Below are 24,086 nucleotides of genomic sequence, written 5' to 3' on the forward strand. Positions count from 1 at the left end.
GAGAAGATGACGCTTGGATATGTTCGGCTTGAGCGATGAGGAATGGACGGCGATCCTGCTGAGCCTGCGTGTTTCCTTCGTCGCCATGATAGCAAGCCTGCCGCTCGGTATCCTCGTTGCCCTACTGCTTGCTCGCGGCCGTTTCTGGGGCAAGTCGTTGCTCAACGGCGTCATTCACTTGCCGCTGATCCTACCCCCGGTCGTCACCGGCTTCATTCTTCTTATCCTTTTCGGTCGCCGTGGCCCGATCGGCAGCCTGCTCGATCAATATCTCGGCATCGTGCTCTCCTTCCGTTGGACGGGCGCTGCACTTGCCTGCGGCGTCATGGGCTTTCCGCTGATGGTGCGCAGCATTCGCCCGTCCATCGAAGCCGTCGACCGCAACCTGGAGGAAGCGGCGGGGACGCTTGGCGCGAGCCCGCTGTGGGTCTTTCTCACAGTCACGCTGCCGCTCATCATTCCCGGTGTCATTGCCGGCATGATCCTCTGCTTTGCCAAAGCGATGGGCGAGTTCGGTGCCACCATCACATTCGTCTCCAACATCCCCGGCGAAACGCAGACGCTGTCGGCCGCCATCTACACCTTTACCCAGGTGCCGGGCGGCGATTCCGGCGCCATGCGGCTCACCCTTGTTTCCATCGTGATTTCCATGCTCGCCCTGCTCGCTTCGGAATTCCTCACCTATCTCGCAGGCCGAAGGATCGATCCGGAATGACACTTATTGTCGAAGCAAGACATCGCCTCGGCGCCCTCGGACTCGATGCCGCTTTCACCTCCGAGCGCGGTGTGACGGCGCTTTTCGGTCGTTCCGGCTCCGGCAAGACCTCAATGATCCGTATCATCGCCGGCCTCACCCGACCGGCCGAAGGTCGCGTTCTGCTCGATGGCGAGGTGCTGACGGATACGGCAAAGAGCATCTTCATTCCCCGTCACAGGCGCCGTTTCGGCTATGTCTTCCAGGAGGCGCGGCTCTTTCCGCACCTGAGCGTCCGGGCGAACCTCTCCTATGGCCGCTGGTTCGCGCCGAAATCCACACGCACTGAAAGTTTCGATTACGTCGTCGACCTGCTTGGCATCGGCCAGTTACTTGCGCGCAGCCCCTCAAAATTATCGGGCGGCGAGAAGCAACGTGTCGCGATCGGCCGTGCGCTGCTTTCCTCGCCCCGCCTGCTCTTGATGGACGAACCGCTGGCGGCACTGGACGAGGCCCGCAAAGCCGAAATCCTGCCCTATCTCGAGCGTCTGCGCGATGAGATGGATATTCCAATCGTCTATGTCAGTCATTCGATTGCCGAAGTCTCGCGCTTGGCCAACCAGGTCGTCGTCATGCGCGACGGCAAGGTCGAAGCGGCCGGCCCGGCAGTGGAAGTCCTCAGCCGTTCGTCGCTTCTCCCAGAAGACAGGAAGGAAGCCGGTGCCGTGCTGGAAGGCATGGTCGAAAGCGTCGATCCGGCCAATCGGATAGCAACGATCCTGCTGAAATCAGGCAGGTTTTATGTTCCGGGTGTCGCGCCGGCTGCTGGAAAGCCTGTGCGCATCCGCATCCCCGCGCGCGACGTGATGCTGGCAACGCGGAAGCCGAAGGGCTTGAGCGCACTCAACATTTTGGCAGGAACCATAGCGCAGGTTTCGCCGGCGGAGGATGGAACCGTCGAGATCCGCCTCGATTGCGCCGGCGACGCCGTGCTTTCGCGCATTACCGCATTGTCCTGCGAGCGCCTGGACCTGCAGCCTGGCATGCCGGCCTTCGCCGTCATCAAGACGGTTGCGCTGGAAGCCTGATCAGCCTCGGCTTTCGTGTTGCAGATTGCGGTTGTTCTGCAGCCAGGCGAGATCGTCGGCTAGGCTGGCGCGCACGGTCTTTTCCATTCCGCGAAAACGTGCCAGCAGGTCCTCCCCGAACGGCGTCAGCGCCGCGCCGCCGCCCTTCTGGCCACCGCGCTGCGATTCCACCACCGGGGCCTTGAACATGCGGTTCATCTCGGCAACCAGCATCCATGCACGGCGATAGGACATGTCCATGGCGCGGCCGGCCGCCGAGATCGAACCTGTCTCGCGGATATGCTCGAGCAGTTCCATCTTGCCGTGACCGAGGCGATCGTCATCGGGAAAGGTGATTCGCAGGACGGGTGTGAGCGGATTTTTGGCGGTTTCGGTCATATCGGTCGAAATTTGCAGAAGTCGTCGACACTTTACGCTCGACCGCCGGCGCTGTACACAGCCCCTCCATCTCGACCGAGGGTCGAAATCTCGATTTCGTGACGCCAAATGCGGTTTTCGGCCGCTCGCATGCTGCGCCGCGTCTTGAAACGTTAATGGTTTGATGCCTATCTTAACTATGATCCGGTTGCACCGGATCTGTGTTGTGCATGGTTTGTCATTCCAGGAAAGGAAAAGCACTGACAACAGTACACGCCAAGGGAAAAACGCTCGCCGTTGTCCCGAAGGGTGCGGAACGTGGCGCCGATGCCGCTGCCCGTGCTCTGGAAGCCGTCCTCGTCAGCCTCGAGGATTCCAAAGCTGAAGATATCGTCACCATCGACATTGCCGGAAAATCGGCGCTGGGAGATTACATGGTTGTCGTCTCCGGCCGTTCGAACAGGCATGTCATGGCGATCGCCGATCATCTTCTGACAGATCTCAAGGACGAGGGCTTCGGTACTGCCCGCGTCGAAGGTCAGGAAGGTGGCGACTGGATCCTGATCGATACCGGTGACATTATCGTGCACGTGTTCCGTCCCGAAATCCGCGAATTCTACAACATCGAAAAGATGTGGGCGGCTCCGGATATGGACGAGCAAACGCGGCACTAAACAGGCAGCCCGGCATTCGTCCGCCGCCTGAGACGTGGTAACTGACCGGGCCGGCCTTCGATGGCTGGCCGGAAAGTTCACATTGCGCTTCGAAAGCGCTGCATAGCAGGAGCGGATGAATGCGGATTGGTCTTTTTGCGGTGGGACGGCTGAAGTCCGGCCCCGAAAAGGATCTTGCGGCCCGTTATTTCGACCGTTTTGCCAAGGCCGGTCCCGCAGTCGGCCTGGAGTTCTCTCGTATCGCCGAAGTGGCCGAAAGCCGCGCCTCCAACGCGGAGACCCGCAAGCGCGAGGAAGCGGCCATGCTGCTGAAATCGCTCGCCGACGGCAGCATTCTCATTCTTCTCGACGAGCGCGGCAAGGCGCTGGACAGCGAAGCTTTCGCCAATCTTCTCGGCGCCTATCGCGATCAGGGCAAGCGTGACGTGACGATCGCAATCGGTGGCGCCGATGGCCTCGATCCTTCCCTCTATGACCGAGCCGACATGACCCTTTGTTTCGGCAAGATGACGTGGCCGCATCAGATCGTCCGCACGCTCATTGCCGAACAGCTCTATCGCGCCGTGACTATCCTCTCCGGCCATCCCTATCATCGTGTTTGATACCGCCGAAAATGGTCACGCAGCCGTGTTTTGCCTCCCGGCCCCTTCTCCTTCAAACTTTCTGGTCAACAGCCCCAAATCAGCTTAGGTTCCGGGCGATTTGAACGAGTAAACCCCGACACGCATGACGAGAGCTGCCCCCAAGCGATCCCGCCTGTTCCTGCCGGCCGTTGCCGCAGGGCTCGGCGCGGCCGTCATTGCCATTTCGGGAAACCCCTTTGCCGTGCAGGCGCAGGATGCTCCGCCACCACCAACCGTTGCCGAACCGGCCGCTCCGGTGACAACTGCCGAACAGCCGCCGCCTGATCCTGCTGCCGAACTTGCAAAGAAACGCGACGAGACGAGAACCGAACTGGAAACGCTGTCGAAGACGATAAGCCTTTCCTCTGACAAGGTGACAGAGCTTCAGAGCAGCATCGACAATCTGGAAAAGAGCACGGCGAGCATCCGCCAGGCGCTGATCGATTCCGCCACGCGCCGCAAATCTCTCGAAAGCAAGATTCTCGACAGCGAAAAGAAGCTCGCTGAGCTGGGCGTCAAGGAAGACGGCATCCGCCGCTCGCTGCACGAACGCCGCGGCCTGCTTGCCGAGGTTCTTGCCGCCCTCCAGCGCATGGGCCGCAACCCGCCGCCTGCCCTTCTCGTGACACCTGACGATGCGCTTGCTTCCGTCCGCAGCGCCATTCTGCTCGGCGCCGTGGTTCCCGGCATCCGCAAGGAGACCGAAAAGCTCGCGGCTGATCTTGCCGACCTCTCGGCACTGCAGACGGCAAGCGCCAAGGAGAAGGAAGGCCTGACCACCACCATGGCAAACAGCCTGGAGGAGGAGCGCCGCATGGACCTGCTGCTTGCCGAAAACGACAAGCTGAGCCGCTCCAATGCCGCCGAACTGGAAGCCGAAAAGCAGCGGTCTCAGGAACTGGCAAGCAAGGCAACGACGCTCGAAAGCCTCGTCGCTTCGATGGAAACGGAAATCGCCTCGGTGCGCGACGCCGCGGCCGCCGCCCGGCAGGCGGAGGAGAACCGCAAGCTCCTGACCGACGAACAGCGCGCCCAGGCAAAGGCCCTGGCCGACAGCGGGGTGCCTGATAAAAACCGCATTGCGCCCGCATATCCCTTCGGAGAATTGAAGGCGAAACTGGAGCTGCCTGTGGCAGGCGATATTCTGCGCCAGTTCGGCGATGCCGACGGCACCGGACACGAGGCCATGGGAATAACGGTCGCGACCAATCCGGAAACGGTGGTGACGGCCCCTGCTGACGGGCTGGTGGTTTTTGCCGGCGCTTTCCGCAGTTATGGCCAGATGATCATCCTCGACGCTGGCGACGGATATCACTTGGTTCTCTCAGGCATGGATACCATCAGCACCCGTCAAGGGAAATTCGTTTTCTCAGGCGAGCCGCTCGCCGTAATGGGTGCGAAAAGAGTGGCAAGCGCGACAGCATTGGCGCTGGAAACAGATCGGCCAACGCTTTACATTGAGTTTCGAAAGGACGGTAAACCGGTCGATTCCCGACCGTGGTGGACCGCCAAAGACACTGGAAAGGCACGCAATGATTCGTAGGGCTTCTCTTGTTCTGGTCGGCGCATTGATGGGCGCGACCGCGATGAGCGTCATTTACTCCGCAGGCGTGCCTGCAGAGGCGGCGGGAGCATCGACCTATAAGGAGCTTTCGGTATTCGGTGACGTCTTCGAACGCGTGCGTGCGCAATACGTAACACCGCCGGCCGAGGACAAGCTGATCGAAAGTGCCATCAATGGCATGCTCTCCTCCCTCGATCCGCATTCCAGCTACATGAATGCGAAGGACGCCGAAGACATGCGCACCCAGACCAAGGGTGAGTTCGGCGGTCTCGGCATCGAAGTCACGATGGAGGACGAGCTCGTCAAGGTCATCACTCCGATCGACGACACTCCGGCTGCCAAGGCCGGCGTTCTGGCCGGCGACTATATCTCGGAAATTGACGGCCAGTCTGTTCGCGGCCTGAAGCTCGAAGACGCCGTCGAAAAGATGCGTGGCGCCGTCAACACGCCGATCAAGCTGACGCTCATCCGCAAGGGCGCCGACAAGCCGATCGAACTGACGATCGTACGTGACGTTGTTGCCGTTCAGGCGGTCAAGTCGCGTGTTGAGGATGATGTCGGCTACCTGCGCGTCATCTCCTTCACCGAGAAGACCTATCCGGACCTCGAAAAGGCGATCCAGAAGATCAAGGCGACCGTTCCGGCCGACAAGCTCAAGGGCTTCGTCCTTGACCTGCGTCTCAACCCCGGCGGTTTGCTCGATCAGGCGATCAATGTTTCCGACGCCTTCCTGCAGCGCGGCGAAGTGGTATCCACCCGTGGCCGCAATCCGGACGAGACCCGCCGCTTCAACGCTGGCCCGGGCGATCTGACGGATGGCAAGCCGCTGATCGTCCTCATCAACGGCGGCTCGGCTTCAGCATCGGAAATCGTCGCCGGCGCTCTGCAGGATCTGCGCCGTGCCACAGTTCTCGGCACGCGTTCATTCGGCAAGGGCTCGGTCCAGACGATCATTCCTCTTGGCGAAAACGGCGCGCTGCGCCTGACGACCGCGCTTTACTACACGCCGTCGGGTCGCTCGATTCAGGGCACCGGCATCACACCTGACATCAAGGTGGAAGAGCCCCTTCCGGCCGATCTCCAAGGCAAGATGGTGACCGAGGGCGAATCCGCCCTGCGCGGCCACATTAAGGGCCAGAGCGAGACTGAGGAAGGTTCGGGCTCTGTCGCCTACGTGCCGCCGGATCCGAAGGACGACGTGCAGCTCAACTATGCACTCGACCTGCTGCGCGGCAAGAAGACCGACGCGTCATTCCCGCCGGACCCGGAAAAGGCCGTCGTCGCGAAGTAATTCATCGTTCTCAAGGCCGGGCACCCGCCCGGCCTTGAGGTTTTCTGCTGTTTCCCGGTTTTGGAGCGGGCAAGGAATTGGGAACGGACCTGCATGCACCTTTAGGCCGCAACCGCAAGGCCGCGCGCAAGCGCCCCAGCGTGCTGCGGATCGGGCAGATCGCCGCGAGCCTCTGCCTTGTCGCGATCGGCGGCTTTTCCCTTTACACGGCATTTCGTAGTGATGGCCTCGAACAGTCGAAGCCTCCGGCATTGCCGGATACCACGGCCGCGCCGCCGACCGACACAATTCAGCAACCGTCAACGTCGAGCAATCAGGCAGTAAATGGCATGCCGCGTTCAGAGCCAACCTCGGGTGCCAACGTGGAGCGCATGGTGGCCGGGGATGGCTCGGTCATCACCAAGTACAGCCCCCGCCCGCGCGACAGCAGCGGCCCGGTTCTGGTCGATGCCATGCAGAAGGGCCAGGATCCCCGCATGGCGGCCATCCCCAACGACGATCTGCTCGAAGAAACGCCCTTCGGCCGGCTGCCGATCACGGGTCCCGATGGCCGACGGCCGATGGATCAATATGCGCGGCCATGGTCCGGCACGCGCGGCACCCGCATCGCGATCGTCCTCAGCGGCCTCGGTCTCAGCCAGACCGGCACGCAGCGCGCCATCAAGCAATTGCCGGAAGAAATTACCTTCGCCTTTGCCGCCAGTGGCAACAGCCTGCAACGCTGGATGCAGGATGCCCGCCGTGGTGGTCACGAAATATTGCTGCAGGTGCCGCTAGAGGCATTTGATTACCCAGCGAATGATCCAGGGCCGGATACGCTGCTGACGTCGAAGCCCGTCGCGCGCAACCTCGAAAGCCTGCATCGGGCCATGGGCGAAATCACCAACTACACCGGCATCATGAACTATCTGGGCGGACGTTTCCTCTCCGATCCCAAGGCCATGGAACCGGTCATGCGGGATATCGGCAAGCGCGGGCTGCTGTTCCTTGACGATGGCACTTCGGCGCAATCCAAGACCGCTGCGGTCGCCAAAGGCACGGAGCTTCCTTACGCTTTCGCCGACCTGCAACTGGACAGCCAGGTCGATGTGAACACCATCCTGCAGAAGCTCGATGAGTTGGAGCGCATCGCCCGCCGCAACGGCCAGGCGATCGGTGTTGCCTCGGCTTTCGACGAGAGCATTGACGCGATCTCCAAATGGAGCGAGGAAGCGACCATGCGCGGCATCGAGATTGTCGGCGTCGCAGCGCTCGTCAACGACCCCAAGAATCCCTGAGCGGAGAAAACCATGAGCCAGGCGACCGTAAAAGCCGAGGACCTGCCCTATCGCCCCTGCGTCGGTGTAATGATCCTCAACCGCGAGGGCCTCGTCTGGGCCGGGCGGCGCATTCCCGACGGTAATTCGGAGTATGACGGTTCGCCCCAACTCTGGCAGATGCCGCAAGGCGGCGTCGACAAGGGTGAAGACCCACTGGAGGCGGCCTATCGCGAGCTTTACGAAGAGACCGGCATCCGGACCGTGACCCTGCTTGCCGAGGCTAAGGACTGGATCAATTACGACCTGCCGCCACAGCTGATCGGCATCGGGCTGAGGGGCAAGTACCGCGGCCAGACACAGCGCTGGTTCGCCTTCCGCTTCGAGGGCGACGAAAGTGAGATCGCCATCAACCCGCCGCCCGGCGGCCATGAGCCGGAATTTGACGCTTGGGAATGGAAGCCGATGGAAGACTTGCCCGGCCTGATCGTTCCCTTCAAGCGCGCCGTCTATGAACGGGTCGTGGCGGAATTCAGCCACCTTTCCGGCTTGATCCCGGAAGATTGAGCATCGACCGAAGCTGTCATCAATGCGTTCCGAAATGAAACCGGCCGCTTTGAAGGCGGCCGGCTGAGATAGGATTGCCGATGGCGAATTATTCGGCTTCGTTGGCCGAATCTGCGTTGAGCTGACCATATTTGGCTTCGCCGATCTTCTCGAGCAGTTCGAGCTGCGTTTCAAGGAAATCGATATGGCCTTCCTCGTCTGCCAGCAGCTCTTCGAAAAGCTTCATGGAAACGTAGTCGCCAGCGTCATGACAGATATCGCGCGATTTCTTGTAGGCGGTGCGGGCGTCATATTCGCCGGCAAGATCGGCCTCCAGAACTTCCTTGACGTTCTGACCGATACGGAGCGGCGCAAGCGTCTGTAGATTGGGATGGCCTTCGAGGAAGATGATGCGCGCGACCAGACGGTCGGCGTGGTGCATTTCCTCGATCGATTCGGCGCGTTCCTTCTTGGCGAGCTTGGTGTAACCCCAATCCTCAAGAAGGCGATAGTGAACCCAATATTGGTTGACTGCACCGAGCTCTAAAAAGAGGGCCTCGTTAAGCCGCTCGATGACTTTTTTGTCGCCTTTCAATGTCCGCTCTCCTGTTTTCCTCGTGGAATTGTTTCAAGCGGGACATGAAATCAAATATTTCCGTCTCCGTCGAGTGGCGACGGGCATGATAATCTTCGGTTGTCTGGATGATGATATCGACAACGTTCGGGAAGCAACCGCAGCAACGGCCGCGCTTGGCCATGGCGTGATAGACCTTCGCAGGCACGATCAGCTGCCAGCAATCTTCATCGAGAAGATTGTTGATGACGTCCCGGATTTCCTTGTCGGTTATGTAATTGCAACTGCAGACGAGCACGTCTTCATTCCAAACATGACACTTACTATCGTGTTTTCTGCAAAAGAAGATAGGAACTGTCAAGAAAATTCGCAACCGAACCCGTTCACTGTTCTGCCGCCAAACGTCACATCCCGGTGAGCTTCTGCTTAAGTCCTTAAGAAAAATCGCTTTCCCGGATACTAGGGACCATCAGTGGAAATTGCGCCCGCGCGGCATGACACTTGCGGTCTCGGCGAGATCGCCATCCCTCGCCCTCTCCGGCGATCGTCCATCCCCGATCCTTCTGACCAATTCATCCCTTGCCAGTGCATCAGCTTTTTTCTGCTGCCGATGATCTTGCGTCGGTCGCAACACCTCGTCCGAACGCTCGCTCACACCGAAACGTCTCGCCTCGCGCTGAAGGATGCCGAGCAGCGGAGTCATATCTTCGATATGTTCGACGACAGTATGGATGACACCACTCTGGCTCTGCAGCCGGCCGACGATTTTTACCAATCGCGCTCCCATGACGACTGATCGGTATTTTTCGAACATTTTCGGCCAGACGATCGCATTGGCAACACCAGTCTCGTCCTCCAGCGTCATGAAGATCACGCCGCTGGCAGAGCCCGGCCGCTGGCGCACCAACACCAGCCCCGCGATCGTGACCCGCTTCCCATTCGCGACGCGTAGCAGATCGACATTGCGCGTCACGCCTGCCTTGCGTAGCTCCTCCCGCAGGAAGGAAACGGGATGGGCCTTCAGCGACAGTGACAGGTAGCGGTAGTCCTCGATAACCTGTTCTCCCGGCAGCATGTCCGGCAGCTTCGCCTGGGGTTCGGGCTGAAGATCGATATGGCGGACCTGCTCGAAAAGCGGCAGCTCCTCAGTCGCACTCTTCACATCCAGCGCCCGAACCGCCCAGAGTGCCTGGCGTCGTGACAGCCCGATGGATTGGAAGGCATCCGCATCCGCCAGCCGTTCGATAGCAGATTTCTGCAGGCCGGAGCGCAGCCAGAGATCACGTACCGAATTATAACCCTCTCCGCGATTTTTCACGAGTTGCTCCATATCGTCAGAGGAAACGCCCTTGATCTGCAGAAAGCCGAGCCGAACAGCATGACGAGTCTTGATGACCTCTCGCATCTCGCCATGACGGAAATCGATCGCTGCCGGCTCGAAAGCCGCCTCCTCCAGAGTGCATTCCCAATTCGACAGATTGATATCTGCCGGCAGGATTTTCACCCCATGCTCACGTGCATCCCGCACCAGTTGAGCCGGCGCATAAAAGCCCATCGGCTGCGAATTCAGCATCGCCGCACAAAAGACATCGGGATAATAGGCCTTCAGCCATGAGGAGGCGTAGACGAGCAGTGCGAAGGAAGCGGCATGGCTCTCCGGAAATCCGTATTCGCCGAAACCTTTGATCTGGTTAAAGCATTGCTGCGCAAACTCGCGGTCGTAATTCTTTTCGACCATGCCATCGATGAACCGCTTTTCGAAATTACCGATCGTGCCGGTCCTTTTGAAGGTCGCCATCGCCCGTCGGAGCCGATCTGCCTCGGCAGGCGCAAAACCTGCCGCGGTGATGGCGATCTGCATAGCCTGTTCTTGAAACAGCGGAACTCCAAGCGTTCTCTCGAGCACCGTTTCCAGTTCCTTGCTGGGATATTTGATCGGAATGTTCTTTTTCTTGTCTTCCCGACGCTTCAAATAGGGATGAACCATGTTGCCCTGAATCGGCCCAGGCCGGACAATGGCAACTTCGATGACAAGGTCATAGAATCTATCGGGCTTAAGACGCGGCAGCATACTCATCTGCGCCCGGCTTTCGATCTGGAAGACACCAAGCGTATCCGCTCGCCACATCATCCTATAAACCGCCTCACCTTCCTTTCCATGCTCCTTATGGCCGAGATCGGCGAGCGTCTTCTTTACTTCGTAATGCAGCTCAAGCAGCGTGAAAGCTCGTCGCAGGCAAGTGAGCATACCGAGCGCCAGCACGTCCACCTTGAGGATTTCAACATTGTCGAGATCATCCTTGTCCCACTCGATCATGTAGCGATCCGGCATCGCCGTCTTCATGATCGGCACCACCTCATCGAGCCGGTCCCGCGTGATGACGAACCCGCCGACATGCTGGGTAAGGTGACGGGGAAAACTCAAAAGCTCGGAAGCATATTTCAGTACGTTCCGTGTCACCGGATCCTTGATATCGAGGCCGGCCGCCTTCGCGTCCCGCTCCGAGAGATTATCCTCCGACCACCCCCAGACGAGACTACTGATCGCCGACTGTACATCTTCCGACAGACCAAAGGCCTTGGCGACTTCACGGCCTGCCGAACGGGTACGATAGCTGGTAACAGCAGCCGTCAGACCGGCATGCTCATGGCCATATCTTTTATATATGGACTGAATAACCTCTTCCCGCCGTTCATGCTCGAAATCGACATCAATATCCGGCGGCTCGTGGCGATCCATCGAAATGAAACGGTCGAAAAGGAGGGTACATTTTTCAGGATTAACTTCCGTAATTTCAAGGCAGTAGCAGACAACAGAATTGGCGGCCGAACCACGTCCCTGGCAGAGAACCTTGAGCTCATAACGAGCATGATGAATGATCTTGTAAACCGTCAGGAAATAGGAAGCGTAATTCTTGTCGCCGATGAGCTTTAGCTCGTAGTCGATCTGCTTGGCCACTTTCTCCGGAACGCCATCAGGATAGCGTATTAGCGCACCCGCTCTCGTCAGCCTCACGAGAGTTTCCTGTGGCGTTTCACCTGGATCGTTTTCAGGGGGATAATTGTGTTTCAGCTCGTTCAGCGAAAAACTCAGCTTGCTGAAAAACAACTGCGTATTCTCGACCGCATCTCTGTAATCCCGGAAGACCCTGGATATTTCACGTGAATCCTTGAGATACCGCTCTCCATTGGGCGCCAGAAGGAACCCGGCTTCCGATATCTCCACATGCTCCCGAATTGCGATCACGACATCCGAAAGTGGCCGACGCTCTGGATGGTGATAGAGCGGCTGATTAGTCGCAATCAGAGGTACCCGGTTGCGGGCGGCAAGCATGGCAAGTACTGCAAAAGCCTGCCGGTCGCAGCCGTCATAGGCTGGTGACAGCACCATGAAAAATGCCTTGCGGAACCGTTTTCGGAACCGTTCCAGATATTCTTCAAGAGCAGGCTGGCGGTTCGGATCATTCACGACGGCCCGATCCGGGACGAGGGCAAGCATCATCTCGTCGCCCCATTCCATAAGCTCTGCTTCCGTCAGGATACAGGTTCCCTTGACCGCTTCTTCCTTCAGATTGCCCGCGCTCAGAAGGCGGCAGAGATTTGCCCAGCCTTTCCGGTTGCGCGGATAGGCAAGGACATCAGGTGTTCCATCCGAAAAAACGAGGCGGGCGCCCGGCTGAACCCGGATAGGATCAAGAATGATCTTCGTTTTTCCTTTCTTCTTCGCCTCGGCTAAAATCGCATCCCTGTTCCTGTATCTCTCCTCAAGCTGCTGTGCCTGCGCATGGGCGCGCACCACGCCGGCAACCGAATTCCGGTCCGCAACGCCGAGGCCGCCGAGCTTCAGGCAGGCGGCCTGTACGACCATCTCCTCCGGTTTCGAAGCACCTTCGAGAAACGAAAAATTCGTCCTCGTACCGATCTCGAAGAATGCGGGTTCGGACCTCATGCAAAAACCCCATGCATAAACCAGCGGGGAGCAGGCTCCTCACCGTAGAGACCTCGGCGATAGATCCAAAAGCGATGGCCAACCTCGTCCTCGATCCGGAAATAGTCGCGCGCCTGGACATCGTCGCCATCAATCCACCATTCCATGGCGATCCGTTCCGGCCCTTCGCTTCTTGCGACCTGATGCTGCATGCGCCGCCAGCGGAAAGTCTGCGGTGCACCGTCAGGCACTTCGGAAAATGCAACCTCGACAGGCTCGGGCGTTGCAAAGAGCCGTAGAGGCCTCTCCTCGCGGAAAGGGAGGGCGTGGCCCTGCTCTGTTTTGCCCCGAGCCGGAAGGCTTTCCATTGCCGGCACCGTGATTACAGCGCGTTCAGGCACGTGGCTCTCGCGAAGTTGAAAACTCTGCAGGCAATCCGCGCCAAGCCGCGCCGCAACACGGTCGACAAAACTCGAAAGCGAGATTTCCCCTTGCCGATCGCCTTCGAAATCGCCCTGCGCATCATTGAACGGATCATGCCGCAGCACGTTCAGGCGCAGGATCTCGAAACCATAGCCGGCATCGATATCGTCGTAGATAACCTGCAGCCGTTCGGAAAACAGCCCTGCGACGAGCTTCGGTTCGCGAATTGGCCGCGAAGCGCCGACGGAAATGCGGAAAACCCTGCCATCGACGCGAAACAGCACCAGCTCGAACACCCTTCCACCAGCGCCTCGCGCCTCCAGTGACGGTTTCAGTGACACGGCAACCTGTCCGGTGACGGCAAGGATCTGTTCTTCCGTTCCGATCGGCTCGACCAGGCGGCGTTCGGACGAAAGGCTGGCGACGGGACGCCGGGGCGAGATCGGCTCTTCCTCGCGTCCCAGTGCTTGATCGAGGCGCAGCAGCAGTGTCGGCCCGAAGCGGCGGGTCAGCGGCGCCCGTGGCGCATGGATGACGTCGCCGACATATTTGAGGCCGAGCTTCCTCAAGGCATCGACAGTCTGGCCTTCCAGCCGCAAGGCCGCGACGGGCAGCGGCATCAGCATACGCTCACTCTCCTCATCCTCCACGACGACGCCTTGTCCGAAGCGGGAGACGGCCCAGGAAAGACCCGGCGATGAGGAGATCGCGCCGCGCACATCGAGCCCCATATGGAAGAGCCGCGACAGGATATCCTTGAGAAGCGCGCTTTCACCGCCGAAGAGATGGGCACAGCCGGTAATATCGAGAAACAGCCCGTCCTTACCGTCGAGCGCTACCATCGGCGTATAGCGGTCGCACCAGTCGGCGATCGCTTCCAGCAGCCGGCGGTCGGCCGCAGGATCCTCTTCCACGACATCGAGCGCCGGATACATGGCGCGCGCTTCGGCAACGCCCTGTTCCTTCCTCAATCCCAGCTTCTCGGCGAACTCGTCCAGCGCCGTCAGCCGCATGGCATTGTTGAGCTTGCCGGAACAGACGATCGGTGACGCTTCAGGACGCCCTTTCGAACGCCAGGACAGACCCCATCGCTTGCGCGCGATGCGGTCCGTCGCCAGATGCGGAAAGCTGAGCGCCAGAATGCGCTGACTGTTCGCCTGGAGGACGAGCGAAACCTGGTTCGTCGACGGGGAGAAATTCGCGTTCATGGGGGTTCCACTCCAGAAGAAAGGAGAGCGGGGCCGGATTGCGGCTCTTCTCCAGCGTGAGACGGAAAATCGGATTGCCGATGCTGCCGGAAAGCTTCGATCCGTCCGGCAGCGGCCGCAGGTCAGACGGCGCCGGTTCGACATGTAGGCGGAAGGCAGCGCTGCTCGCCTCCTCCTCCCCGGCCTGGCGGACGAGAAAGAGCGGACGACGGACGGCGCGTGCCCTGAGACTGAGCCGGCGGCTTTCGGTCAGGCCGAAATGCAAGGGATTGCCGCGCACTTCGAAGACGATGGCCGAGAAGGCAGCACTTTCGATGGCCGCTTCCGCCAGCCAGAGCGCATCCTCCAGCTTGCGCGGCGCGGCATGGAAAAACCTTTCCGGCTTCAGGCCGAAATCCTTCAGCCCCGGAGCATAGGGGCGACCCGCCTCCAGTGTGCCGACGGCATCACCGATCCAGAGCAACGGCAGCAGCCTGCCGGTGTCCTCCTCCTGCTTCTGCAGTCGCGCCGCAATGGCCATCGCCAGTCCACTCGCCGCCCCTGCATCGCCGGAACTCGCCGCGCGGAACTCGGTAATCGCATCGAGCTGCAGACCGCCTTCCAGGGCCTTATCGAACGGTTCAATGCCAAAAGACAGCCGAGGCAGAATGTGCTCCTGACGGCTCTCGCGTCCTTCCGCCAGGGTTTCCCGTTCCGCCGCAGCAAGCGCCGGCGCGGGTTTTCCCTCCAGTCGGGCAATGGTTTCGCGGAGCGCAAAAAGCCGCTCGCGCGCCAGGGCGGTCTGCGCCATGGCGTTCTCTCCATCCGTCTTGTTCCTGTTATGTTCTTATAGATTCCAGAGCTCTAATGAAGAGTCAATGATCATTTCATAAGAATTTATTCCTGCCTTTGATTCCACACTCGAAAATCGGCGATAAAGGCTCTATATGGGCCGACAAAGGAAGGAATACTTATGGCCCGCATAGACCAGAGCGATGATTGGCAAGACCGCCATGCGCCGACGATCAGCACCTTCGAGTCGCTGGCAATGGAGGCCTACAGTCACCTGCCGGACGAATTTCGCAAGCTGACGACCAATCTGACCATCGAAATCGAAGACTTCCCCGATGACGAAGTTTTCGAGGATATGGCGCTGGAAACGCCCTTTGACCTGCTCGGCCTTTTCGAGGGGCGCGGCATTTCGGAGCGCTTTACCGTGGAAACAGGCGAGATGCCGAATCGCATCCGCCTCTATCGCCGTCCGATCCTCGATTACTGGGCAGAAAATGACGAAACACTGGGTGATATCATCACCCATGTGCTGATCCATGAAATCGGCCACCACTTCGGCCTCAGCGACGATGACATGGAACGCATCGAGGCAAGCGCCGAAGAAGCGGCCGAACGCTGACCTTATTGCTCGGACAGCTTCATGTCCGGATGATAATCCTTGCCCTCGACCTCCTTGACGACCGACTGGCCGCACTGCATCTGGCCAGTCGCAGCATTGAAGGCATAGGTGGGCGAACCGGACAGCGACCAGCCCTTGTTCAGCACCGCCGTCACCTTGTGGCAGAAGGAAGCGTCGTCGGGACCGGTCAGGAAGCGATAGAGTTTCATCAGGCGGGCTTTCTTGCAGAAATCAGGCGAGCTTTATGGACTAGAGCTTCCGCCTGGACAAGATGCAGCCGCTCGATCATCCGTCCGTTCGCATTGATGACATTGAGTTCCTTGGTGACCGGATCGGCGAAGGCGGCAATGATGGCCTCCGCCTCCGCAATCTCTTCCGCGCTCGGCCCGAAATGCCGGTTGGCGGCTGCAATCTGCGCCGGATGGATCAGCATCTTGCCGGCAAAGCCCATGGCGCGGCCCTGCCCGCATTCGGCATCGAAGCCATCGCTATCCCGGAAATCGTTGAACACGCTGTCGAGCGCATCGAGACCATAGGCCTTTACCGCCAGAACGACCTGCATCAGCCAGGGCACGAGATAGGTCCGCCCCGACTGCGGCAAAACGCCCGTTTCCTTGCGCAGATCATTGAGCCCGACGACCAGACAATCGACCCGCGATCCCGGCGTGCGACCGGATTCGGCAATCGCTGCGGCATTCAGCACGCCGCGCGGCGTCTCGATCATCGCCCAGATGCGCAATTCCTCCGGCGCATAAGCCTCGGCAAGCAAGTCGCTGATATCAGTCACATCCTGTGGCTCATCCACCTTTGGAAGCAGAACGGCATCGGGCGAAAGCGCCTTGACGAGTTCCAGATCCGCCAGCCCGAATCCGGATGACAAAGAATTGATACGGATGATCCTTTCCTTGCTCTCGAGCGGAGGCCCGGCAAAAAAGGCCTTCAGATTGTCTCGCGCTTCTGCCTTCTTCTCGGGCGCGACGGAATCCTCCAGATCGAAAATAACCGCATCGCAATCAAGGGAATGGGTCTTTTCAAGCGCCCGCGCATTGATGGCGGGCACGCTCAGCACCGAGCGGCGCAGACGCTGGGAACGAAGAGGTGGTGTTCGGCTCATGAACAATTAGTGCCAAGCTTCGCAAAGCCCTGCAAGACAACAAAAAGCCATGCTTACCTTGCAGAGAGGAAAAAGAAGGACCACATTCCTTTCCGTAGAAAGGTCTCTAACCAATGCAGAACATTCGCTCCATCTTCTTCATGCTTGCCGGCGCCACCGTTTTCGTGGCCATGCTGCTTCTTACCTTCTCGGTCACACTCGCCGTCGGCGGCATCCTGACCGTGCTCATGGTCGGCCGCGCCCTTTCGATGAAGATGAAGCCCGCTCCCGTCCGTGCCCGCGCCGATGGCAAGCGCGAGATGCGCATCTGGAACGACGGCCGCGGCACGATCATCGATCTCTGATCGCTTTTCGCTGAAAATTCTGACCGACATTGTCGGCTCACGTTCCCATACTACGTCCTTGAAGCAGCCAGGCATTCGGCCGGCACTTTAAAAACGAATGGAGGACGAGCATGGATGCGACGGAGAGCAACCAGACCAAGATGCCGCCGGTCAAGAATGGGCTGCTTCCCTATCTGACGGTCGACGGCGCAGTAAAGGCTGCGGAATTCTACAAGAAGGCTTTCGGCGCCGAAGAAGCCTATCTCGTACCATCAGATGAAAGCGGCCGGACGATGCATGTGCATCTCTATATCAACGGCAGCTCGCTGATGCTGTCGGATGCCTATCCGGAATATGGCCACCCCTTCAAAGGCCACGAGGGCTTCGCCATACAATTGGTGATCGACGATATCGATTTCTGGTGGGACCGCGCAGTCGCTGCCGGCGCCGAAGTCGTCATGCCGGTCGAACTGATGTTCTGGGGCGATCGCTACGGCCAGCTTCGCGATCCGTTTGGCGTCCTCTGGGGCCTGAATGCACCATCGAAGTAAGAAGACACACAATTGGCCGGCTGCGCGAAACGTCGCGTGGCCTCCGTCAGCGAAAGATTCTTCTTCATTTCGGCGGAAAACTGGAATAGATGCAAAATCAGAAAGTACGTTTTGCTGAAATGGAGCATGGGTCATGGATAAATTCGTGAAGCTCACGGGCGTTGCAGCGCCCCTGCCGGTCGTCAATATCGACACCGACATGATCATTCCGAAGGACTATCTGAAGACCATCAAGCGCACCGGCCTTGGCAAAGGCCTTTTCGCCGAAGCCCGTTACAATGAAGACGGCTCCGAAAACCCTGATTTCGTGCTGAACAAGCCGGCCTACCGCGATGCCAAGATCCTCGTCGCAGGTGATAACTTCGGCTGCGGCTCCTCGCGTGAGCATGCTCCGTGGGCACTGCTCGATTTCGGCATCCGCTGCGTGATCTCCACCAGCTTCGCCGACATTTTCTACAACAACTGCTTCAAGAACGGCATCCTGCCGATCAAGGTCAGCCAGGAAGACCTCGACAAGCTGATGGACGATGCCGAGCGCGGCTCCAACGCTGTTCTGACCGTCGACCTTGAAAACCTCGAAATCACCGGTCCGGACGGCGGCTCGATCAAGTTCGCCCTCGATGAATTCAAGCGTCACTGCCTGCTGAACGGTCTCGACGATATCGGCCTGACGATGGAAAAGGGCAAGGCGATCGACGACTTCGAAAAGAAGAACGTCGCCTCGCATCCCTGGGCCGCCTGAGCCCCGACGAATTGCCTATCAATCAAGCCGGGCTTCTCGCCCGGCTTTTTCTTTTCTTTGGTCGCAGCTCAGAGAAACTTCTCTTTCCAGGCATCAAGCTTTTCGAGCGACACGCCGATGCCGCCGCAAACTTCGATCAGCGGATTGTCGAAGCGGGAGAGCAGACCGGCATGCACGTCCGCAACGGCAAGCGCCGCACCGCAGGCCGGCTCCACCAGAATGCGCTGCGCGTCGGCAAATTTCAGGCAGGCGGCCACGGCATCGGCATCGCTGACGAGAACGCTTTCGATCGGATGATGTTTCGGCAGGTCGAAAACATATCGCGCCACCTGCCGCGCGCCAAGCGACGTGGCAATCGAGGTGATGGCCGGAAGCGAAACACGCTCATTGGCCTTGAGGCTGGCATTGAAGGAGGCCGCCCCTTCTGTCTCGACGGCAATAACAGGCACGTCGGAAAGCCCGTTCCGCTTCAACCCTTCGACAATGCCGGCAAGCAGCCCGCCACCGCCGACACTGGTAACGACGCAATCGAACTTGGCACCCTTCGCGACGACTTCGTCGATCAGCGTGGCATGGCCATCCCACAGGAGCGGATGGTCGAAAGGATGCACATAAGTCGCCTTGCGGTTCCCAGCAAGTTCGATCGCATGCGCATTGGCCTCATCAAAGACAGATCCATGGACCAGCACATTGGCGCCCGTTGCGGCAATCGTCCGGCGCACGTCCGGCGCCGTCGTCTCTGGCACCACGATGGTGACCGGCACGCCGAGCGCCCGCCCGGCATAGGCTGCCGCAATGCCGGCATTGCCGCCGGAGGCGCAAAAGATCTCGCGCGCACCGTTTTCAACCTCGTGCTGGCAAAGCCGGCCGACCCCCCGCAGCTTGAAGCTGCCGGAGGGCTGCAGCGCATCGAGCTTCAGCCAGAGCGGCTTGCCGCTGAGGCTGTAATCAGCCGCGGTTTGGACGAGGGGCGTATCAAGATGGAGAGGCGCGAAAGACATGGGAGAATATCCGGAAAAGAACAGGCAGGGCTGTCGTTCTAGCCCGTTTACGGCCACGGGAGCAACCTTGCCGGACATCACATGACGCGGAGGCAAGCGTACCGATTCACCCTTTCTCTCGCTTGAAATGCCCATTTCCGGGGTCTAAGAAACCGCAACCTGTTTTTCCGCGGAGGCTTTCATGACAGTGCGCAATCTTTTCCTGCTGCCGGGCGACGGCATCGGCCCCGAAGCCATGGGCGAGGTCCGCAAGATCATCGCCTATATGAACGAGGCAATGAATGCCGGCTTCGTCACCGACGAAGGCCTCGTTGGCGGCTGCGCCTATGATGCACATGGTGCGGCAATCTCCGAAGACGACATGAAGAAGGCGCTTGCCGCCGATGCCGTGCTCTTCGGCGCCGTCGGCGGCCCGAAATGGGATAGTGTTCCCTACGAAGTGCGCCCGGAAGCTGGCCTGCTGCGCCTGCGCAAGGATCTGGAACTCTTCGCCAATCTGCGTCCGGCGATCTGCTATCCCGCACTTGCTTCCGCTTCCTCACTGAAGCCGGAACTGGTCGAGGGTCTCGACATCCTCATCATCCGCGAGCTGACGGGCGGTGTTTACTTCGGCGAGCCGAAGGAAATCATCGATCTCGGCAATGGCCAGAAGCGCGGCATCGATACCCAGGTTTACGACACTTACGAGATCGAGCGTATCGCCGGTGTCGCCTTTGAAATGGCCCGCACCCGCAACAACCGCGTCTGCTCGATGGAAAAGCGCAACGTCATGAAATCAGGCGTGCTCTGGAACCAGGTCGTGACCGAAACGCATAAGGCGAAATATTCCGACGTGCAGTTGGAGCATATGCTGGCCGATGCCGGCGGCATGCAGCTCGTGCGCCAGCCGAAGCAGTTCGACGTCATCGTCACCGATAACCTCTTCGGCGACATGCTGTCAGACGTTGCCGCCATGCTGACCGGCTCGCTCGGGATGCTGCCGTCGGCCTCGCTCGGAGCACCTGACGGAAAGACGGGCAAGCGCAAGGCGCTTTATGAGCCGGTTCACGGCTCGGCACCTGACATTGCCGGCAAGGGTATCGCCAATCCGATTGCCATGATTGCCTCCTTCGCCATGTGCCTTCGCTATTCCTTCAACCTGGTCAAGGAAGCAGATAACCTTGAAAAGGCGATAGCCAACGTGCTCGACAAGGGTATCCGCACTGGCGACATCATGGCACCAGGCAGCCGCCAGGTCGGCACCGTCGAGATGGGTGACGCCATCCTCAACGAGTTCAAGGCACTTTCTGCCTGATATTTCACGTGAAACGCTTTCGGCCCTTCGCACCCGTGCGGAGGGCTTTTTAGTTGGCACGGTCTTATCCATCGGCGTCCAGAGCGGTCGTTACCAAGATTAAAAAGAATTATCTGAGGAAGCCGTTCTCTGTCGTAATCCTGTGCATTTTTACCGCCTATCTCATACCCAGGGGTTATACGGATAGTAGGAATGCGGGAACTTTTAGTCTCCTTGGACAGGCGCTGGCGCAGAAATGGATGCGTCATGCCACCATTGCGGTGGCGCGCATGTCTTTTCATTACGCTGAACGCCGTCACCCTTTCCATGCTGATCTTCGATGCACCGATTGGTGCCGGCCACCTGCCGGAACCCATTCAACGCTTCGGGGAGATGTTGACCGATTTCGGCGATTCCGCCTGGCTGATCCTCACCAGCGTCCTGCTCTTCTTCCACGGCAGAGCTGGCTACAAGCTCTTGAAAAGCGCAAGGGCCAAGGCCCAGGCGCTCTATGTAAGCTGGATCGGCGCCTATCTGTTCACGACCGTCGTCTTTTCCGGCCTGCTCGCAAACCTTCTGAAACGCACGATCGGTCGCGCGCGCCCCGAACATTTCCAGGATCTCGGCGTGCTTTCCTTCACGCCCTTCTCCGGCCATGCAGCACTGGAGAGCTTCCCGTCAGGTCATTCGACCACGGTGGGCGCTTTCTTTGCCGCCCTTGCCCTGCTCTTCCCGCGCTACCGGGTTCCCTTTATCGCTTGCGCCATCTGGTTCGGCATGACGCGTGTCATGGTCGGCGCGCACTATCCGAGCGATGTCATTGCCGGCCTCGCCTTCGGCGCCTGGTTCTCGCTGCTGACGGCAATCGTCTATGCCCGTTACGGCCTGCTTTTCAAACTTGCGCCGGATGGCTGGCCGATGTCCAAGCGATACTTCCCAGACGCATAAGAAATGGCGCCTGAGAAAATTGGCACATGAAAAACCCGGCGCCTTTCGAGCGCCGGGGTCTTTGATTTCAATATGTTCGCCACGCCTTAATCCAGCGCATGAATATCCCGGTTCTTGGTTTCCGGCAGGAACAGCACGCCGATGACCAGCGTGATCGCCGCGAAGACGATTGGATACCAGAGGCCATAATAAATGTTGCCGGCGGCCGCACTCATCGCGAAGGCCGTAGCAGGCAGCAGGCCGCCGAACCAGCCGTTGCCGATATGATAAGGCAGCGACATGCCGGTATAGCGAATGCGGGTCGGAAAGAGCTCGACCAGCAGGGCCGCGATCGGGCCGTAGACCATCGTCACGTAGAGCACGAGCACGAACAGGATGGCGGTCGTACCAACCCAGTTGACGCGAGCAGGATCGGCCACCATCGCGAACGAACCACCGCCAGGGATCGTGAACACGGCCATGTCTGTGATGCCTTTCGCCTCATCCGCCGTCAGCAACTTGCCGGCAACGAGTTTGTCGGCTGGCAGTGTTTCCTTCTGACCGGCGCGTATCGCATCGGCGTTGAGAGCGAGTTCCGGATTGGCGGCAATGAAGGCATCGAGCTTGGCATCCGCAACCCTAGCCGCACCGCGCTTCAGCGGGTAGCCAGCATCATGAAGAGCAAGATTGACGTTCTTTTCGAAGGCCGCATTGGTCTTGGCCGCATCGGCACCGGCTGCGACGGCATCGAAACTGGTGATCGTACGATCACCGATCTTCACGATTGCTGGCTGGCCGGCCGGACCTGACACCACATCATAAGGCACCGAGTTTTTGGTCAGAAACGCTGTTGCGATATCGCAAGAACTGGTGAACTTGGAGGTGCCCGTCGGATTGAACTGGAATCTGCAATCCGCCGGATCGGCCGTTACCGTTGCCCGGATCGTCGCCTGTGCCTCAAAGAGAGCTGGATTTGCCGTGTAAGTCATCGCCTTGAACAGCGGGAAGTAGGTGACCGCCGCAATCAGCAGGCCCGCCATGATAATCGGCTTGCGGCCGATCCTGTCCGACAGTCCGCCGAAGATGACGAAGAATGGCGTGGCGAGGAACAGGGCGATCGCCACCATGATGTTGGCCGACTGCAAATCGACCTTCAGCACGTTCTGCAGGAAGAACAGGGCATAGAACTGACCGCCGTACCAGATGACCGCCTGGCCCATGGTAGCGCCGAGAAGCGCGATCAGCGCGATCTTGGCATTCTTCCACTGGCCGAATGCTTCCGTCAGCGGTGCCTTCGATCCCTTGCCTTCCGCCTTCATGCGCTGGAAGGCGGGTGACTCGTTCATCTTCAACCGGATCCAGACGGAAATACCGAGCAGGACGACCGAAACGAGGAACGGAATACGCCAGCCCCAGGCGGCGAAGGCGGTCGAGCCCATGATCGACTGGACCGTGACGATGACGATCAGCGACAGGAAAAGGCCAAGCGTTGCCGTCGTCTGGATCCAGGACGTAAAGTAGCCGCGGCGGCCGTTCGGCGCGTGTTCGGCAACATAAGTCGCCGCACCGCCATATTCGCCACCGAGAGCCAAGCCCTGCAGCAGGCGCAGGCCGATCAGGATGATCGGAGCTGCGATGCCGATTGAGGCAGCCCCCGGCAAGATGCCGACCAGGAAGGTCGACATACCCATGATGAGAATCGTCACCAGGAAGGTGTATTTACGGCCGACGAGATCGCCGAGGCGGCCGAAGACCAATGCGCCGAACGGACGCACGAGGAAGCCCGCAGCGAAGGCGAGCAGCGTGAAGATGTTACGCGTCGCTTCCGGATACTGGGTGAAATAGGTCGCGCCGATATAGGTGGCGAGCGAACCGTAAAGATAGAAATCATACCATTCGAAAACCGTGCCGAGCGACGAGGCGAAGATGACCTTCTTCTCCTCGCCCGTCATCGGACCGGCTTTCACACCGTCGACGCTTGCGACATCTGCCATTGTCTGTCCTCCACAGAGTGATGAGCAACGATCGCGGCCTACTCTCCTCACAGCATACTTCTGGCCACGACACGCCTGACGGAAGTTTGACAGAAAAGACGAGTCAGAAAGAGGGATGCTTTGGGATTATGACTTTAGTCTAATTTTTGTGCGTGGATCACCGCAGGTACGGCACGCCCCGCGAAAACCGCGAGAAGCATACGCATGGACCCCCTCTGTTTTTCGTTGCAGTCATTACAACGGGGTCGATGCCGCCCGGCAATGGTGCCCTCTGCCTGCTCCAACTGCATGCGCAAAAACCTTGACTCCTGTGGAAAACCTTTTATGAGCAACGGTGGAAAAGGAATATCCATGGTTCGCTACGAGCACGCCATCGCTGAGCACAATCACCCGGCAGAAGATGCCGGGCTGGATTTTGCCGTTCCGGTTTCTTCCAAAACCAAGGCCAAAACGACGACGAAAACCGTCTGACGTCTCTGGCCTGCCGCTCTCTCCCCGGCCCGGCTGGGGACAGGAAGCCGCGATAATTTCGCGCTTCCCCCTCA

Annotated in this window: 25 protein-coding genes; 15 read left to right on the forward strand and 10 right to left on the reverse strand. The window is 59.3% G+C overall.

What is annotated here, in order from left to right:
- Positions 1-13 precede the first annotated feature (13 nt).
- Both modB and modC read left to right on the forward strand, forming a co-directional pair.
- A complete protein-coding gene (modB, locus tag FHT82_RS20620) occupies positions 14-715 on the forward strand; it encodes a molybdate ABC transporter permease subunit (protein ID WP_183734540.1) in 702 nt (233 codons plus the stop codon).
- Positions 712-1,782 (forward strand): molybdenum ABC transporter ATP-binding protein, encoded by a 1,071-nt coding sequence (gene modC / locus FHT82_RS20625; RefSeq protein ID WP_183734541.1) that lies wholly within the window; start codon positions 712-714, stop codon positions 1,780-1,782. The genes modB and modC overlap by 4 nt, the downstream gene beginning before the upstream one ends.
- Here the strand turns inward: modC and FHT82_RS20630 are convergent, their stop codons facing one another.
- Entirely contained in the window at positions 1,783-2,160 is a 378-nt protein-coding gene (locus FHT82_RS20630) for a winged helix-turn-helix domain-containing protein (RefSeq protein ID WP_183734542.1), read from the reverse strand.
- Between the two features lie 209 nt (positions 2,161-2,369).
- On the opposite strand from FHT82_RS20630, the gene rsfS reads away from it, so the two are divergent.
- From rsfS to FHT82_RS20660, 6 genes are all read left to right on the forward strand, one after another.
- Positions 2,370-2,813 (forward strand): ribosome silencing factor, encoded by a 444-nt coding sequence (rsfS, locus tag FHT82_RS20635; protein WP_183734543.1) that lies wholly within the window; start codon positions 2,370-2,372, stop codon positions 2,811-2,813.
- Positions 2,814-2,932: 119 nt separating this feature from the next.
- Positions 2,933-3,415 carry a 23S rRNA (pseudouridine(1915)-N(3))-methyltransferase RlmH gene (rlmH, locus tag FHT82_RS20640; RefSeq protein ID WP_183734544.1) on the forward strand — a complete coding sequence of 161 codons (483 nt, stop codon included), beginning with the start codon at positions 2,933-2,935 and terminating at the stop codon, positions 3,413-3,415.
- 154 nt (positions 3,416-3,569) lie between these two features.
- A complete protein-coding gene (locus FHT82_RS20645; RefSeq protein ID WP_183734656.1) occupies positions 3,570-4,979 on the forward strand; it encodes a murein hydrolase activator EnvC in 1,410 nt (469 codons plus the stop codon).
- Positions 4,969-6,291, forward strand: a complete 1,323-nt coding sequence (locus tag FHT82_RS20650) for a S41 family peptidase (RefSeq protein ID WP_183734545.1) — start codon at positions 4,969-4,971, stop codon at positions 6,289-6,291. The genes FHT82_RS20645 and FHT82_RS20650 overlap by 11 nt, the downstream gene beginning before the upstream one ends.
- 77 nt (positions 6,292-6,368) lie before the next feature.
- Positions 6,369-7,568 (forward strand): divergent polysaccharide deacetylase family protein, encoded by a 1,200-nt coding sequence (locus tag FHT82_RS20655; protein WP_183734546.1) that lies wholly within the window; start codon positions 6,369-6,371, stop codon positions 7,566-7,568.
- 12 nt (positions 7,569-7,580) lie between these two features.
- Positions 7,581-8,114: an RNA pyrophosphohydrolase gene (locus FHT82_RS20660; RefSeq protein ID WP_183734547.1), complete on the forward strand. Its 534-nt coding sequence runs from the start codon at positions 7,581-7,583 to the stop codon at positions 8,112-8,114.
- A gap of 88 nt (positions 8,115-8,202) precedes the next feature.
- Here FHT82_RS20660 and bfr read toward each other — a convergent pair whose 3' ends face one another.
- From bfr to FHT82_RS30425, 5 genes are all read right to left on the reverse strand, one after another.
- Positions 8,203-8,688, reverse strand: a complete 486-nt coding sequence (bfr, locus tag FHT82_RS20665) for a bacterioferritin (protein ID WP_007824799.1) — start codon at positions 8,686-8,688, stop codon at positions 8,203-8,205.
- Positions 8,654-9,040 carry a (2Fe-2S)-binding protein gene (locus FHT82_RS30420; protein WP_081928573.1) on the reverse strand — a complete coding sequence of 129 codons (387 nt, stop codon included), beginning with the start codon at positions 9,038-9,040 and terminating at the stop codon, positions 8,654-8,656. Before FHT82_RS30420 ends, bfr begins: the two co-directional genes overlap by 35 nt.
- A 96-nt stretch (positions 9,041-9,136) precedes the next feature.
- Positions 9,137-12,616, reverse strand: a complete 3,480-nt coding sequence (locus tag FHT82_RS20675) for an error-prone DNA polymerase (protein ID WP_183734549.1) — start codon at positions 12,614-12,616, stop codon at positions 9,137-9,139.
- A complete protein-coding gene (locus FHT82_RS20680) occupies positions 12,613-14,031 on the reverse strand; it encodes a DNA polymerase Y family protein (protein ID WP_246698188.1) in 1,419 nt (472 codons plus the stop codon). The genes FHT82_RS20675 and FHT82_RS20680 overlap by 4 nt, the downstream gene beginning before the upstream one ends.
- 40 nt (positions 14,032-14,071) lie before the next feature.
- Complete coding sequence (locus tag FHT82_RS30425; RefSeq protein ID WP_246698185.1) at positions 14,072-15,016, reverse strand: hypothetical protein; 945 nt, start codon at positions 15,014-15,016, stop codon at positions 14,072-14,074.
- A gap of 162 nt (positions 15,017-15,178) precedes the next feature.
- Here FHT82_RS30425 and FHT82_RS20685 point away from each other — a divergent pair, with 162 nt between their 5' ends.
- Positions 15,179-15,616 carry a metallopeptidase family protein gene (locus FHT82_RS20685; protein ID WP_183734551.1) on the forward strand — a complete coding sequence of 146 codons (438 nt, stop codon included), beginning with the start codon at positions 15,179-15,181 and terminating at the stop codon, positions 15,614-15,616.
- A 2-nt stretch (positions 15,617-15,618) separates the two neighbouring features.
- Here the strand turns inward: FHT82_RS20685 and FHT82_RS20690 are convergent, their stop codons facing one another.
- Both FHT82_RS20690 and FHT82_RS20695 read right to left on the reverse strand, forming a co-directional pair.
- Positions 15,619-15,825 (reverse strand): DUF1737 domain-containing protein, encoded by a 207-nt coding sequence (locus FHT82_RS20690; RefSeq protein ID WP_183734552.1) that lies wholly within the window; start codon positions 15,823-15,825, stop codon positions 15,619-15,621.
- The gene (locus FHT82_RS20695) at positions 15,825-16,730 is read right to left on the reverse strand and encodes a CoA ester lyase (RefSeq protein WP_183734553.1); all 906 of its coding nucleotides are present in this window, start codon (positions 16,728-16,730) and stop codon (positions 15,825-15,827) included. The genes FHT82_RS20690 and FHT82_RS20695 overlap by 1 nt, the downstream gene beginning before the upstream one ends.
- Before the next feature lie 113 nt (positions 16,731-16,843).
- On the opposite strand from FHT82_RS20695, the gene FHT82_RS20700 reads away from it, so the two are divergent.
- The 3 genes from FHT82_RS20700 (at position 16,844) to leuD (ending at position 18,346) form a co-directional block, all read left to right on the forward strand.
- On the forward strand, positions 16,844-17,074 hold the full coding sequence (locus tag FHT82_RS20700; protein ID WP_007824784.1) for a hypothetical protein: 231 nt from the start codon (positions 16,844-16,846) through the stop codon (positions 17,072-17,074).
- Positions 17,075-17,184: 110 nt separating this feature from the next.
- Complete coding sequence (locus tag FHT82_RS20705) at positions 17,185-17,604, forward strand: glyoxalase/bleomycin resistance/extradiol dioxygenase family protein (protein ID WP_183734554.1); 420 nt, start codon at positions 17,185-17,187, stop codon at positions 17,602-17,604.
- Between the two features lie 133 nt (positions 17,605-17,737).
- Positions 17,738-18,346, forward strand: coding sequence for a 3-isopropylmalate dehydratase small subunit (leuD, locus tag FHT82_RS20710; protein ID WP_183734555.1), 609 nt, complete (start codon positions 17,738-17,740; stop codon positions 18,344-18,346).
- 68 nt (positions 18,347-18,414) lie between these two features.
- Here the strand turns inward: leuD and FHT82_RS20715 are convergent, their stop codons facing one another.
- The gene (locus FHT82_RS20715; protein ID WP_183734556.1) at positions 18,415-19,347 is read right to left on the reverse strand and encodes a pyridoxal-phosphate dependent enzyme; all 933 of its coding nucleotides are present in this window, start codon (positions 19,345-19,347) and stop codon (positions 18,415-18,417) included.
- 181 nt (positions 19,348-19,528) lie between these two features.
- Between FHT82_RS20715 and leuB the strand changes: the two genes are divergently transcribed.
- Both leuB and lpxE read left to right on the forward strand, forming a co-directional pair.
- On the forward strand, positions 19,529-20,641 hold the full coding sequence (leuB, locus tag FHT82_RS20720) for a 3-isopropylmalate dehydrogenase (RefSeq protein WP_183734557.1): 1,113 nt from the start codon (positions 19,529-19,531) through the stop codon (positions 20,639-20,641).
- Between the two features lie 192 nt (positions 20,642-20,833).
- On the forward strand, positions 20,834-21,568 hold the full coding sequence (lpxE, locus tag FHT82_RS20725) for a lipid A 1-phosphatase LpxE (protein WP_183734558.1): 735 nt from the start codon (positions 20,834-20,836) through the stop codon (positions 21,566-21,568).
- An 86-nt stretch (positions 21,569-21,654) separates the two neighbouring features.
- Here lpxE and FHT82_RS20730 read toward each other — a convergent pair whose 3' ends face one another.
- Positions 21,655-23,541 (reverse strand): MFS transporter, encoded by a 1,887-nt coding sequence (locus FHT82_RS20730; RefSeq protein WP_183734559.1) that lies wholly within the window; start codon positions 23,539-23,541, stop codon positions 21,655-21,657.
- Positions 23,542-23,802: 261 nt separating this feature from the next.
- Here FHT82_RS20730 and FHT82_RS20735 point away from each other — a divergent pair, with 261 nt between their 5' ends.
- Positions 23,803-24,012 carry a hypothetical protein gene (locus FHT82_RS20735; RefSeq protein ID WP_183734657.1) on the forward strand — a complete coding sequence of 70 codons (210 nt, stop codon included), beginning with the start codon at positions 23,803-23,805 and terminating at the stop codon, positions 24,010-24,012.
- Positions 24,013-24,086: the final 74 nt, after the last annotated feature.

This window comes from Rhizobium sp. BK275 (assembly GCF_014193555.1).
Taxonomy (GTDB): Bacteria; Pseudomonadota; Alphaproteobacteria; order Rhizobiales; family Rhizobiaceae; genus Rhizobium.

Coding starts and splice junctions, on each gene's coding strand:
- FHT82_RS20675 (WP_183734549.1), bottom strand. CDS start 12,616: ATGAGGTCCGAACCCGCATTCTTCGAGATCGGTACGAGGACGAATTTT.
- FHT82_RS20695 (WP_183734553.1), bottom strand. CDS start 16,730: ATGAGCCGAACACCACCTCTTCGTTCCCAGCGTCTGCGCCGCTCGGTG.
- leuD (WP_183734555.1), top strand. CDS start 17,738: ATGGATAAATTCGTGAAGCTCACGGGCGTTGCAGCGCCCCTGCCGGTC.
- modC (WP_183734541.1), top strand. CDS start 712: ATGACACTTATTGTCGAAGCAAGACATCGCCTCGGCGCCCTCGGACTC.
- FHT82_RS20660 (WP_183734547.1), top strand. CDS start 7,581: ATGAGCCAGGCGACCGTAAAAGCCGAGGACCTGCCCTATCGCCCCTGC.
- FHT82_RS20630 (WP_183734542.1), bottom strand. CDS start 2,160: ATGACCGAAACCGCCAAAAATCCGCTCACACCCGTCCTGCGAATCACC.
- FHT82_RS20730 (WP_183734559.1), bottom strand. CDS start 23,541: ATGGCAGATGTCGCAAGCGTCGACGGTGTGAAAGCCGGTCCGATGACG.
- leuB (WP_183734557.1), top strand. CDS start 19,529: ATGACAGTGCGCAATCTTTTCCTGCTGCCGGGCGACGGCATCGGCCCC.
- rsfS (WP_183734543.1), top strand. CDS start 2,370: ATGGTTTGTCATTCCAGGAAAGGAAAAGCACTGACAACAGTACACGCC.
- rlmH (WP_183734544.1), top strand. CDS start 2,933: ATGCGGATTGGTCTTTTTGCGGTGGGACGGCTGAAGTCCGGCCCCGAA.
- FHT82_RS20690 (WP_183734552.1), bottom strand. CDS start 15,825: ATGAAACTCTATCGCTTCCTGACCGGTCCCGACGACGCTTCCTTCTGC.
- FHT82_RS20700 (WP_007824784.1), top strand. CDS start 16,844: ATGCAGAACATTCGCTCCATCTTCTTCATGCTTGCCGGCGCCACCGTT.
- FHT82_RS20705 (WP_183734554.1), top strand. CDS start 17,185: ATGGATGCGACGGAGAGCAACCAGACCAAGATGCCGCCGGTCAAGAAT.
- FHT82_RS20650 (WP_183734545.1), top strand. CDS start 4,969: ATGATTCGTAGGGCTTCTCTTGTTCTGGTCGGCGCATTGATGGGCGCG.
- FHT82_RS20735 (WP_183734657.1), top strand. CDS start 23,803: ATGGTGCCCTCTGCCTGCTCCAACTGCATGCGCAAAAACCTTGACTCC.
- FHT82_RS20680 (WP_246698188.1), bottom strand. CDS start 14,031: ATGCGGCTGACGGCGCTGGACGAGTTCGCCGAGAAGCTGGGATTGAGG.
- FHT82_RS20685 (WP_183734551.1), top strand. CDS start 15,179: ATGGCCCGCATAGACCAGAGCGATGATTGGCAAGACCGCCATGCGCCG.
- FHT82_RS30425 (WP_246698185.1), bottom strand. CDS start 15,016: ATGGCGCAGACCGCCCTGGCGCGCGAGCGGCTTTTTGCGCTCCGCGAA.
- lpxE (WP_183734558.1), top strand. CDS start 20,834: ATGCGGGAACTTTTAGTCTCCTTGGACAGGCGCTGGCGCAGAAATGGA.
- FHT82_RS20715 (WP_183734556.1), bottom strand. CDS start 19,347: ATGTCTTTCGCGCCTCTCCATCTTGATACGCCCCTCGTCCAAACCGCG.